This is a genomic window from Catenibacterium sp. co_0103, assembly GCF_004168205.1.
GTDB lineage: Bacteria > Bacillota_I > Bacilli_A > Erysipelotrichales > Coprobacillaceae > Catenibacterium > Catenibacterium mitsuoka_A.
This window is the reverse complement of sequence record NZ_RCYB01000058.1, coordinates 1-12,757: the sequence shown is the minus strand read 5'-3', so window position 1 is coordinate 12,757 and position 12,757 is coordinate 1. Positions and strand designations below refer to the sequence as shown.

Genomic DNA, 12,757 nt, shown 5'->3' with positions numbered 1-12,757 from the left:
TGTGGTTCACTACACTTGGCGGTAAATACCTGTGGTCAGACTATCTCCGACTGAATTAGTGCCATGCCCGGCACACGCAAAAAAATCCCAACAAATTGTCGGGATTCATTTTATTAATATGCTCTTGCAAAATAAACTACATGTTTTGCTTTTTTACCACAGCATGGACATACGCCATCTGCTTCTTCATGTTCATCGATACAACGTGATGTTGCCTGATAAAGTTCTTTGATCTTTAATTCGCATGCTTCTTCACCACACCAGTTCATCTTGACATAGCCACCCTTTTCATCTAATACTTCACCTACTTCTTCTAAAGTATTAACACGAGTGATATGGCTATTTAAGAATGCTGCTGCCTTATCATACATTTCCTGATGAATTGTTTCTAATGTATCATGAATTGCCTGTGGAAGATTTTCATCTAAGTCCATCTGAGTCTTGACACCATCGTTACGTTTTACAACAACACAATGACCATTTTCGATATCACGAGGCCCTACTTCAATACGTACTGGAATACCACGCATTTCTGCTTCAGAGAACTTCCATCCAGGTGATTTATCACTTGCATCTACACTTACTCTCATACCTGCTGCTTTTAACTGCTCAGCGATTTCATCTGCTTTTTCAAGTACACCATCCTTCTTCTGCTGAATAGGGATAATCACTACCTGTGTAGGAGCAAGTCTAGGTGGTAATACAAGACCATTGTCATCACCATGAACCATGATAATAGCACCTAATAATCTTGTAGATACACCCCAAGATGTCTGATAAACATGTTTTAACTTGTTATCCTTATCTAAGAATGTCATATTGAATGCTTTCGCAAATCCCTGACCAAAGTAATGAGATGTACCAGACTGAAGAGCCTTACCATCATGCATTAATGCTTCAATAGTATAAGTTTCTTCTGCACCTGCAAACTTTTCTCTTTCTGTCTTACGCCCTGTTAACATTGGGATTGCAAGTAATTCTTTTGCTGTTTCTTCATAGATATCTCTCATCATTAATGTTTCAGAACGAGCTTCTTCTTCTGTTGCATGAATTGTATGACCTTCCTGCCATAAGAATTCAGAACCACGTAAGAATGGTCTTGTAGTCTTTTCCCATCTTACTACTGAACACCACTGGTTATATTTCTTTGGTAGATCACGATAAGAATTTACAATCTTAGCATAATGTTCACAGAATAATGTTTCTGAAGTAGGTCTAACAATTAAGTGTTCTTCTAAATCATCTAAACCACCTTTAGTCACAACTGCACATTCAGGTGCAAATCCTTCTACATGATCCTTTTCTTTATTTAATAGAGATTCAGGAATTAACATTGGCATATAAACATTCTGATGTCCTGTTTCCTTAAATCTCTTATCCATATAACTCTGAATCTGTTCCCATAAAGCATAACCATATGGGCGATAAATAATGAATCCTTTTACACTTGAGTAATCCATTAATTCTGCTTTACGACATACATCTGTATACCATTGTGCAAAGTCAACGTCTCTAGGTGTAATTGCATCATTTTTAATATTATTTTTTGCCATAACTTTCTCCTCTCTTGTACGATAATATTATAACTATTTTTGTGAAAATGAAAAGGATTAATCCAAATCATGGTGATAATAATGTGTTATATTCACTTATTTAGTGATATAGAGTCTTGAAAAATAAGGGGATATAGAGAGTGTATTGATTAATGTTTCGTGATAATCTTCCTGTAATGAGTAATCAATGAATAATATATCCTGATGTGAAATCAAAGAAGATAGACTATATCCTAAAACAATTATACATAAGCCAATCATTGAAGAATCCTCCACCAGAGAGAGATGATCCTCTTCTTGAAGGTAAAGTTTATTATCAAGTATAAGTTGAAGACGATCATGGGTGATTTGTTTGAGTAACCGGTTAGCAGTATTCATTAATTGAGTGATAAAAGATGTGACATCTTCTTCTAGAGGTATTGTCTGCTTATGAAGTAATGTAAGTATCTTTTGATTATTCAAACATTCTTTCTTCTTATTTTCTATGACGTTTTCATCAACATACATAATAAAAGGATATTTTTGAATGATTTCATCACAGAACCTTTCTGCATGTTTAATCTTCTTCTGTAATGTAAGATATTCTTCTTTGACTTCTTCAATTGCCATAAGTATTTCATGATAATCCTGTTTAAGTGCTGGAAGATGTTTTTCTAATTTGTGTAGATAACCTATTTCATCTAAGAGCTTCTTATCCTTCTTATAATGAGATAAATAATCTGTATTTAATACACTGAGTTCTCTAATAAACATTTCTTTAGAAATATCTTCTGTAATATCTAATTCTTTTTTCTTTTCTATAATCTTTTCTATGAGTCTTTGATGACGCACCATATAGGTTGCTTTTTCTAAGCGTTTCTTTTCTAAATCTGTTCTTGTTTTTTCTAATATAGCTTCTTTCTTAAAAAGAAGTTCCTGAGATATTTCTCTTCCTTCTATTAAACAAGGTTTAGGATGATGAAGTGAACCACATACAGGACAAGGTGTTCCTTCCTTTAAATCCTTTGCAAGTATACCCGCAATACTATTTATATAATGATGATACATACGCATATAATCATCATTTTCACTACCATAAAGATACACAGCACGTGTATAAGATGCTTCTAAATCAAATAGATGATCCTGTGATATTAAGTATTCATCATAGAGTAAAGATAAAGCATTGAGTCCTTCTCTTCTTTTATCTATTGTCTGTTGCTGCTGCTTTCTGATAGCTGCTTTCTTTTCCATATCATCTAATTCAGTAACTAGTTCAATTTCACGTAATACTTTCTTTTTCTTATCTTCTAATGATTTTTCTAATTGATCTAAATGATTGGAATAGAGAGATAGATAAGGCTTATTCTTACTAATATAAGCACATGCGCTCTTATAATCTTCATAACTATTTAAGAAAGCCATTGTGTCATTAATCTGTTCCTCTATCATTTTTGTATCACTCGTCATGACAGGTTTTGTAGATATAAAGGAACGCATAAGTGCCTCTGTAGGTGATTGAATCCAAGTTTCTATAAAAGAAGAAGACATAATAAATTGATGTAGGAACTGATTATAATTCATATTTAAAATATTGTGGACAAGGTGCTGAGCTTCTTCATTTTCTAGATCATCACATCGAAGAATACATCTTCCTGATTGATACACACGTTCAATAGTATGTATGGTATTGTTTAGTTCAAATGTGAGATAAACTCTCTTAATAATAATTTCTGTTAAACCAAAAAAAGCGAATGTGAGACCGTTGATGACTGTATTATGATCTTCAATATAATTTATATGATTCTTAAAAGAAGTAAAGTCAGTCTCAACATTCTTATCAAATGTTTTTATTGTGAGTTGTAATAAGTTCATAATGTCCTCCTGTTACTATTATAGAAAAAGGAATAGCCTTTTGCTATTCCTTAGTGAGAAAATCCCATTTTTCTACTTCTTTTGTTTTACTTACAACAAGGAAATGATCTCCTGGCTGAATAATATAATCAGCACTAAAGTCCATTGTCATCTTAAGTGAACCTTGAGGTTTAATACCTACAACGTTCATACCATAAACTCGACGGATATTAACATTAGAAAGCGATTTGCCTTCCCAATCCTTAAGTGTCCTAATTTCTACGATAGAATATTCTTCATCAAGTTCTACTAAATCTACAATAGAACGTCTTAATAAATGTTTAGCAAGCTTATAAGCCATTTCTTTTTCTGTATTAATAACACGATCAGCCCCTACTTTTTCTAGAATGATTTTCTTACGTTTTGTACGTGCTTTCGCAATAACATAAGGGACATTTAATTCCTTTAATAATAGTGTACATGTTACTGCTTCTTCAAAGTGCTTAGAAATAGCTACAACAGCTACATCAAATGTATTGATATCAAGTTCTAGTAGCTGTTCACGATCAGTAACATCAGCTACAATTGCTTTAGTAACATTGTCTTTAATTCTACTGACACATACTGGATCAATATCTACTGCAAGAACTTCTACTCCGAAGTCTTCTAATGTTTCAGCAAGTGTGCTTCCAAAGATACCTAATCCTAAAATAGCGACCTGTTTTGGTTTATTACTCATGTTTACTCCTCCTAGCCAACAAGTACATCCTCATCTGGATATTTAAATTCTTTTGTATTTTTATCATGTGAACGTTTAGTAAATAAAATCATTAATGAAATAGGGCCAATACGTCCAGCATACATCAAGATAATATCTACACATTTACCAACTATACTTAATGCAGGTGTAACAGATGCACTAAGTCCTACTGTACCAAATGCTGAGAATACTTCCATTAGGATATTTAAATAATCCTGTTTAGGTTCTGTTATAAGCATAATAGAAGATGAAATAATACAAAGCATTAGTCCAAGGAAAAAGATAGAAAAAGCTCTTACGAGTGTTCTTTTCTTGATACGACGCTGGAATACTGTTGTTTCTTCAATACCACGATAAGTTGTTCTCATTAATAGTAATACAAGTGCAAAAGTAACTGTTTTAATACCTCCGGCAGTAGATGCAGGAGACCCACCGATAAACATAAGAGAACACATCAATATTTTTGTAACTCTATTAAGTGAATACATATCCACTGTTGAGAATCCAGCAGTACGTGTAGTGACTGATTGGAAGAATGAAACTACAAGTTTATTTACAAAATTCATTTTTCCAATAGTTAATGGATTGTTAAATTCCATTATAAGGAATAATAATGTTCCTATAAAAACCAAAGATACAGTCATCATTAATACTATCTTTGTATGTAGGGCAAAGCTGCCAAATAGATGACGCCACGAAAAGCTTGATGATCTTCTCTTTTCTTTAATATATTTATCATGAATATCTAATACTACAATAAAACCTAGACCACCCATGATAATTTCAAATGGTACGATAAAGTTAATAATTGGATTTGTGTTATAGGCAATAAGTGATGTAGATCCACATAAATCAAATCCGGCATTACAAAATGCACTAATAGAATGCCATATACCATAATATAAGCCTTTAAGAGCACCTAAACGAGGTATAAAAAACATTGAGAAGAATATTAATCCAATCGTTTCTATTGAAACAGTATAAATAAAAATAGTTTTTAAGAGTCTTGGAAGCATACTTAAAGAATTCTGGTTGAGTGCTTCAGTAAAAACAAGCTTTCTACTTAGAGTAATTCTTTGTCTTGCAAGAAACAAGAAAAGATATAAGAAAGTTAAGAATCCAAGACCACCAATTTGAACAAGAATAATAAGAACTGTCTGACCAAAGAGGTTATATTGATCCACAACTGTCAAAGGTGATAACCCTGTTACACATACAGCAGATGTTGCAACAAAGAGGTTATCCAAAAAGCTTGCTGCTTCTTTCTTATTTGAAAATGGTAAAGAAAGTACTATAGCACCTATTATAATTACTGCAAGAAAAGAAAGTGATACTTTCTTTGGTGCAGTAAGACGGCCAGAATGCTTTCGTCTAGTTAAAACAATATCTTTCATAACTAAATCTCCTATAATCGCATCTATTCTAACACCAAGATGTGACAAATCCAATACTAGTCTTTCTTAGAAACATAATATTGTGTAATTTCTTTCTTAGAACATTCATAACATACGACTAAAATAGCCCCTGCAAGATCAAGTGCAAGATCCTTCATTGTATCAGCGAGAGCATCATGTCCTTCTAATGGTTCATCATCACTTGATACGATAGTCGCACGTGTAGTTGCCATATATTGCTGGTTATTTGTATGGAAAATATCATCTACTGTATATTCACATAATTCCCATACTGCCCCTACTGCAAGTGAAAAAGCAACTACAAATATATATAATAATGCACGGTGCATAAAAAGGTATTTTCTACGTAGAATAAGCATCTGTAATAGCCATAAAGCGATAAATGAAAGAATAATACCTGAAGTAAAGTGAAGTAATGAATCCCACCAGCCAATCTTTCCATAGAAGTTCAAACCATCTCCAAGCACAAGTCCCAAAAACGCAAAGGCAGTGACACTGATATGTACTTCAACAGGTACTTCAAAGTTTGCGAATTTCTTTAAAAGTCTTGGGGATATTAAGACAATACTCATCGCAATATATTGTAATAGTGAGAAGAACAAGCGGACGCGCATCTTTTCTTTTTTTACATAGAATAAAGCAACCATTGTCGCAATTGCAAGAATAAGTACAATAAACGATAAAATTCTCTTAAAGATTCTAACACGACGTTTTGTTTTTTCACTATATTCAAATTCGTTATTATTCATGAATTTCCCTCCTAGTCCATCTATTATAGCACACTTTACTTAGTATGACTCTTAATTTCATGTGAAGCAAAAAAAACTCCTAGGCGCAAGCCTAAGAGTTCAAGTGAAAATCAATCTTATTCTTTTCCTTCAAGAATTGGAGTTACAGTAGTATCAATGATTTCCTGTAATGTGCTACAAGATCTGTCAAATTTTTCCTGATCAGATTCAGTTAAAGGTAATGTTAAGATTTCACGGATACCTGCTCTATTGATGATTGCTGGAACACCGATATATAAACCTTCATGACCATACTGACCTTCAAGGTAGCATGATAATGGAAGTACTGTATTTTCGTTGTTTAAGATAGCATCTACTAATCTAGCAAGAGACATACCGATACCATAATAAGTTGCTCTCTTCTTATTGATGATTTCATAAGCAGCATCTCTTACCTGTTCGTAAATTCTCTGTAACTGATCAAATGGTACTTCTCTTTCTTCTACAACTTCAAGAAGTGATTTACATCCGATATAAGCATTTGTCCAAGATACGAATGAGCTATCACCATGTTCCCCCATGATATAACCATGAACTGAAGCTGGGTTTACTTCGAAGAAGTTACCAATTTCATATCTTAATCTTGCTGTATCAAGCATAGTTCCTGAACCAAGAACCTGGTATGGATGAAGACCAGTAGCCTTCTGCATTACGTAAGTCATGATATCGCATGGGTTAGAAGCTACTACGATTACACCATTGAATCCTGATTCCTTAATAGCCTTACCAACTGAAGCCATGATCTTTGTGTTGATTGCAACTAATTCAAGTCTTGTCTGACCTGGTTTCTGAGCTGCACCAGCAGTTACAACGATAACGTTTGCATCAGTACAGTCAGAATAATCACCTGCATAAACCTTTAATTTACCGTTTGCATATGGTAAACCATGAACTAAGTCCATTGCTTCCCCTTCTGCCTTTTCAGTATTAACATCAACTAATACAAGTTCATCAATACCTTTGTGGTTCATTAAAGTATAAGCCATACTCATACCTACAAAACCTGTACCAACTAGAACAACTTTACGGTTACCCTGAGCTGGCATATCATTTAAATAATCTGTCATTGCCATAATTCATTTCACTCTCCTATACCTAGAAGTATAGTATAATCATTTCCCAAATACAATAAAATATTTGCTAATTAAATAAAAAAATTCATTTGAATTTAGTTGATAAATCCATGGTTTTTTGATGATAACGCTTTCTGTGTTTCAGAGAATGTAAGTGTAAGCGAATTCATTGCTATAAATTTGTTACAATGAAAATGTTGCTTAAATTGACTTGTGGTCATTTGTTGGTATAATAAATATTGGAGGGATTTATATGAATGCTCTGAGTGATATTAAATCTAAGATAGAAAAGAATAAAGAAGAAAAAAGGGAACGTCTTCTAGCAAGTGCCACTGCATTATTTGCAGAAAAGAATTTTAATAATACATCTATTTCTGACATTGTAAATAAAGCAAAGGTTGCAAAAGGTACTTTTTATTTATATTTCAAAGACAAATATGATATTAGAAACCATATTGTACAGGAAATCAGTACTGATTTATTCGATGATGCAGTGAACGAATTAAAAAAACATCCTGAGATCACCCATTTTGATGATTCTATGATTTTTATCATCAATCATGTGATTGATGCTCTTGTAGCCAATCCTACATTCTTGACCTTAATGAATAAAGACTTATCTCTTGGTGTCTACTCTCAGGAACTTACAAAGATTCTAGAAGAAACAGATCATCTTAGTCTATATGAATTATTTAAGGAAGGTGTAGAAAGAGAGAATCTTAATATTAAAAATATTGATATTACCTTCTTTACTATAGTAGAGCTTGTAGGTTCAACTTGCTTTAGCTGTATTGTCAATAAGGTTCCCTGCCCTATTGAGGACTATAAGCCTTATCTATTTGATTTAATACGTACTTTACTTCATGCTGCTTAATAAAAAAAGCAGCATTTTTTCTATGCCGCTAAAACCTCATTCACATAATCAAGAAGCTTTTTAGTATCTGTATAAGTTTCTTCACGTGAGTTTTCTTTAAATATAACTGTAATGATTGTTTTGTTATTTACCTTAGAATAAGTAACTAAACATCTTTTCGCAAGATTAGTAAAGCCTGTCTTTCCCCCAACGACTCTTTCATCATAATAAGGAGAAGCCTGCTGGGTCATCTTTACATTCTGCATTGTACGATATTGATTTGATTCAAAAGTATAGCTTGGTGTAGAAATAATATTTCTTAACTCTTTATTCTTATAAAATGCTTTCGCAATAAGTGCCATATCCTTTGTACTACAGGTCTCTTTAAGCCATCCCTTTTGGGCATAGCTGAGTCCATGAGGATTAGACACCTCTACCTTTTGACAACCTAGTTTTTTTGCTTTCTTGTTCATTGCGTTAATAAAAGCATCATAACCACCTTGATAGTTTTCAGCAAGAGTTAAAGCCATTTCATTAGAACTCTTTAAAAGCATACCACGAATAACATCTTTAAAAGGAATCTGTTCACCATCATGTACAGGTTCAGTATAGGCAAACACACGATCTGGTAAAGACATAATATTCTTTGTAGTAAGAAGATCATCATCCTTATAATACTCTATTGCAACAAGGGCACTTAATAGTTTAATTGTAGAAGCAGGATAACGTGATTCCTGTTCATTTTTCGCATAATACACCTTTCCTGATTCCGCATCCATCACAACTGCTGACACTTCTTCTGTATTAAGTGCTGGTTGAGGGATAGAATTGATTTTCTCTTCTTTTTGTTTTGCGGCATGCGAGATTGTATTTGTTTTCTTTTTTTCAGGCTGCTTTGAAGTACATGCACAAAGCATGAATGCAGCGCATATCATTGTAATCCATTTACGATATTTCATTTTTTAATCACCTCTTTGAAATATGATAACTATTTTAAACCTATTCATCAATCTTCTTCCATCATTTTTCATTCTTTTTGAATAATAATATGTTATAATGATTTGGTAAAGGAGAAATAGTATGGTTAATTATCCAAACCTTAAAAAGGCACCGGCTAATGTGTCTATCCCTAAGAAATCTACAAGTAAGCATTATACTGCTTTTCGTGGGATGAGCTTAGAAGAAGACATCAACCTATCTAACACCTATTACTTATCTGTCGATCAGGCTGTCATATATAAAAAACCGACACCTATCCAGATTGTAAAAGTCGATTATCCTTCACGAAATAAAGCCCGTATAGTTGAAGCATACTATCAGGCCCCTTCTACTACGGATTATAATGGAATTTATAAAGGCAGATATATTGATTTTGAAGCAAAAGAAACTAAATCTTTACGATTCCCTTTTCGTAATATTTCTGAGCATCAGATCAATCATCTCGCACGTGTCTCACGTCATGGGGGAATTGCCTTTATTATTATTGCCTTCACATCTGTAGGAGAAGTTTATTTGTTAGATGCTTCGATTATGGTAGAGCGCTTTTTTCATGACAAGAAGCAGCATATAAGTTATGATGAAGTGAAAGAAAGTGGACATCTTATTAAGCAGGGCTATCAGCCAAGACTCGCTTATTTAGATGTAATCGATGAATTTTACCTTAAGGAGGACACTTTATGAAAGTTCAATCAACCAAGGACCTTAAGCAGATAAAGAAAACAATTAAGATATGTATTATCGCATTATGTGTTCTTGTAGCGAGCGGTAGTGGTTACCTTGGATTTAAGATTTATCAGCAAATCAGTAATTTTGATATTGATAATCTTACAACAACTTCCTACTCTTCTCAGGTTTCTCAGGATGGAGAAACCTATTACAAGTATGGTAGTTCTATTGGGAAATATGTAAGTTATGATGATATTCCTGAAGTAATGATTGATGCTGTAGTTGCTGCAGAAGACTCTCGTTTTTTTGTACATAAGGGTTTTGATATTCCACGTATTATTAAAGCTCTTATGTCAAATATCTTAGCAGGTCATACTGTTGCAGGTGGTTCTACAATTACTCAGCAGCTCATCAAAAAGACATATTATCCATATGAAGAAAAAACAATTGAAAGAAAGGTTGGAGAAGTCATTCTTTCTATTGAAGCGACTCAGCAGACTACTAAACAGAAAGTACTTGAACTATATCTCAATAAGATTTATTTTGGTAAGTCAAATAGTTCTATTGGTATTTATGGGGCAAGCTACTATTATTTTGGAAAGAGCCCTGATCAGTTAACTTTACCAGAAGCTGCATTGCTTGCTGGTACAATTAATTCTCCTGTTTCATATGACCCATTTAAGAATTTGACTCTTGCAACAAAAAGAAGAAATATTATCCTTAACTTGATGTATGAACATGGATATATTAGTGAAAAAGAAAGAGACAATGCGAAAAGCGTAAAGGTTGAAAACATATTAAAATATGATCCAATCCAAACAAATGGTAAATATGCTTCTTATGTTGATCGTGTTACTCAAGAAGCTAAAGATTTAGGTTATGACCCTAATAAGACAAAGATGACAATCTATACTTATATGGATCATGATATGCAGGAATATCTTGATGATGTTTCTTCAGGCAAGAACTATAAGTTTACTGACAGTGAGATGCAGGCAGCTGCTTCAGTGCTTGAATCAAAGACTGGACGTATTATTGGTTTAATGAGTGCGAAAAATTATCGTGCGAATAATTCTGATGCGACTTATCTAGATTATGCTTATACATTAAAGAATAGAAGACAGCCAGGTTCTTCTATCAAACCTATTCTTGACTATGCAACTGCATTTGAATATCTCAACTGGTCTACTGGACATACAGTAGATGACTCAGAATTTACTCAGGGTAGCTGGCATCCAAAGAACTGGGATAACAATTACCATGGTGATGTTCTTCTTGAAGATGCTCTTGCAAATTCATGGAACTTAGCTGCTATTCATACTTTAAATAGTGTTCTTAAGAAGGTTGGTAATAATCAGGTTGTTAGCTTCTTAAAAGGCCTAGGCTATAACATGGATGATGAAGATTTCAACTTAAACTATGCCATTGGTGGTTGGAAGTATGGTACAACACCTACTATGCAGGCAGCTGCTTATGCAGCTATCTCAAATGGTGGTACGTATATTAAGCCACATACAATTCAGAAGATTGTGATTAATACAACTGGTGAAACGATTAATGTAGATGATGATATTCAGAAACAGGCAAGTGAAGGAATGAAAGATTCTACTGCTTTCTTACTTCGTCAGGTTATGACAAGCTATGTAAAGAGTAATGGAAGCTACTCAGCATTTGATATCGGTTCTCAGATTGGTGCAAAGACTGGTACTTCTAACTTTGATGCAACTATCCCAGCTTTAGCTGGCAAGGATAAAGACCATTGGCTTTGTGCTTATTCACCTGATTATGCATGGGCCTGCTGGAATGGTTTCCCTGCAGAAATATCTACAAAGAAACATAAATATCTTGCAAGTGGTATGAATGATGCAAAATCAATTGCCGCAAAAATTGCGAAGAAACTTGACACTCGTAAGATGGAAAATAGCTATGAAACACCAAGTAATGTTGAACAGGCACGTATGGTTAAGGGTGTATATCCATATGTATCTCCAAGTTCTTCTACACCAGAAGAAAAGATTGTGACTGCTTGGTTTGTTAAGGGACATGGTCCGAGTGGTGTAGATGATGGTTCTTCTTATGCTAATGAATATAAAGTACCTGAGTTAACATCATTTAATGCATCATTGAATTCAAACAATTCAATTTCAGTCACATTTGGTTCTTATGATCCTGAATATGAAGGTAAGATCACTTGTGTTGTAGAAATCAGTGATGGTTCTTCTACAAAGACTGAAACATTATCTTCTACAAGTGGAACACTTGTATATAACACTGAATCAGGTAAGACATACACAGTAACTGGTTATTATAAACTAAAGAGTGGTGACACAACTTCTAATAAGAAGTCAGTAAGATTATCTACTGGAAGTACAGCTGTAGGTACTGCAACCTTCAGTGTTACTGCAAATGGTACAGCTATATCAAATGGAGGAACTATTTCAGCCACTTCAGTTAATGTCAGCACATCTGGTCCAAATGGACATACAATGATTGTGACATGTAATGGAAATAGTCAATCATTGAATTGTGGAAGCAGTGCAACAATTAGTGGATTATCTAGTGGCAGATCATATACGATTTCATTTACTGAAAAGAATTCAAGTGGTGAAACAAAAACTATTGGTTCTATCCATTTCACAGTACAGACAACTGATACACAAGAACAATAAGGTTTCCAAAAAAAAGAATCCTTATGGATTAATGTGGACCCCGTGTCAAGGACATTAAATAAAAAAGTACTTAAAATTGATTAGAAATAAAGATATCCTCTAGGTGTAATAACCAGGAGGATATTTTTTATGTGTAAACTATGTAAAT

10 protein-coding genes are annotated in these 12,757 nt (G+C 33.7%); 3 read left to right on the top strand and 7 right to left on the bottom strand.

What is annotated here, in order from left to right; all coding sequences use genetic code 11:
* Nucleotides 1–113: 113 nt before the first annotated feature.
* From proS to EAI80_RS09315, 6 genes are all read right to left on the bottom strand, one after another.
* Nucleotides 114–1,553, bottom strand: a complete 1,440-nt coding sequence (proS, locus tag EAI80_RS09340) for a proline--tRNA ligase (protein WP_129981808.1) — start codon at nt 1,551–1,553, stop codon at nt 114–116.
* Nucleotides 1,554–1,649: 96 nt separating this feature from the next.
* Nucleotides 1,650–3,407, bottom strand: a complete 1,758-nt coding sequence (locus EAI80_RS09335) for a hypothetical protein (protein WP_129981807.1) — start codon at nt 3,405–3,407, stop codon at nt 1,650–1,652.
* 43 nt (nt 3,408–3,450) lie between these two features.
* Nucleotides 3,451–4,125, bottom strand: coding sequence for a TrkA family potassium uptake protein (locus EAI80_RS09330; protein ID WP_022424212.1), 675 nt, complete (start codon nt 4,123–4,125; stop codon nt 3,451–3,453).
* An 11-nt stretch (nt 4,126–4,136) separates the two neighbouring features.
* Nucleotides 4,137–5,540, bottom strand: a complete 1,404-nt coding sequence (locus tag EAI80_RS09325) for a TrkH family potassium uptake protein (RefSeq protein ID WP_238634555.1) — start codon at nt 5,538–5,540, stop codon at nt 4,137–4,139.
* A 56-nt stretch (nt 5,541–5,596) separates the two neighbouring features.
* Nucleotides 5,597–6,310 (bottom strand): hypothetical protein, encoded by a 714-nt coding sequence (locus EAI80_RS09320; RefSeq protein ID WP_117459834.1) that lies wholly within the window; start codon nt 6,308–6,310, stop codon nt 5,597–5,599.
* Between the two features lie 116 nt (nt 6,311–6,426).
* Entirely contained in the window at nt 6,427–7,422 is a 996-nt protein-coding gene (locus EAI80_RS09315; RefSeq protein ID WP_129981805.1) for an L-lactate dehydrogenase, read from the bottom strand.
* 253 nt (nt 7,423–7,675) lie between these two features.
* Between EAI80_RS09315 and EAI80_RS09310 the strand changes: the two genes are divergently transcribed.
* On the top strand, nt 7,676–8,296 hold the full coding sequence (locus tag EAI80_RS09310) for a TetR/AcrR family transcriptional regulator (RefSeq protein ID WP_129981804.1): 621 nt from the start codon (nt 7,676–7,678) through the stop codon (nt 8,294–8,296).
* Between the two features lie 20 nt (nt 8,297–8,316).
* On the opposite strand, the gene EAI80_RS09305 is transcribed toward EAI80_RS09310, so the two are convergent.
* Nucleotides 8,317–9,234, bottom strand: coding sequence for a serine hydrolase (locus tag EAI80_RS09305; RefSeq protein ID WP_129981803.1), 918 nt, complete (start codon nt 9,232–9,234; stop codon nt 8,317–8,319).
* A 121-nt stretch (nt 9,235–9,355) separates the two neighbouring features.
* Between EAI80_RS09305 and recU the strand changes: the two genes are divergently transcribed.
* Complete coding sequence (gene recU / locus EAI80_RS09300) at nt 9,356–9,955, top strand: Holliday junction resolvase RecU (protein WP_129981802.1); 600 nt, start codon at nt 9,356–9,358, stop codon at nt 9,953–9,955.
* Nucleotides 9,952–12,609: a transglycosylase domain-containing protein gene (locus tag EAI80_RS09295; RefSeq protein WP_129981801.1), complete on the top strand. Its 2,658-nt coding sequence runs from the start codon at nt 9,952–9,954 to the stop codon at nt 12,607–12,609. Before recU ends, EAI80_RS09295 begins: the two co-directional genes overlap by 4 nt.
* Nucleotides 12,610–12,757 lie beyond the last annotated feature (148 nt).

Coding starts and splice junctions, on each gene's coding strand:
- proS (WP_129981808.1), bottom strand. CDS start 1,553: ATGGCAAAAAATAATATTAAAAATGATGCAATTACACCTAGAGACGTT.
- EAI80_RS09320 (WP_117459834.1), bottom strand. CDS start 6,310: ATGAATAATAACGAATTTGAATATAGTGAAAAAACAAAACGTCGTGTT.
- EAI80_RS09295 (WP_129981801.1), top strand. CDS start 9,952: ATGAAAGTTCAATCAACCAAGGACCTTAAGCAGATAAAGAAAACAATT.
- EAI80_RS09330 (WP_022424212.1), bottom strand. CDS start 4,125: ATGAGTAATAAACCAAAACAGGTCGCTATTTTAGGATTAGGTATCTTT.
- EAI80_RS09335 (WP_129981807.1), bottom strand. CDS start 3,407: ATGAACTTATTACAACTCACAATAAAAACATTTGATAAGAATGTTGAG.
- EAI80_RS09310 (WP_129981804.1), top strand. CDS start 7,676: ATGAATGCTCTGAGTGATATTAAATCTAAGATAGAAAAGAATAAAGAA.
- EAI80_RS09315 (WP_129981805.1), bottom strand. CDS start 7,422: ATGGCAATGACAGATTATTTAAATGATATGCCAGCTCAGGGTAACCGT.
- EAI80_RS09325 (WP_238634555.1), bottom strand. CDS start 5,540: ATGAAAGATATTGTTTTAACTAGACGAAAGCATTCTGGCCGTCTTACT.
- EAI80_RS09305 (WP_129981803.1), bottom strand. CDS start 9,234: ATGAAATATCGTAAATGGATTACAATGATATGCGCTGCATTCATGCTT.
- recU (WP_129981802.1), top strand. CDS start 9,356: ATGGTTAATTATCCAAACCTTAAAAAGGCACCGGCTAATGTGTCTATC.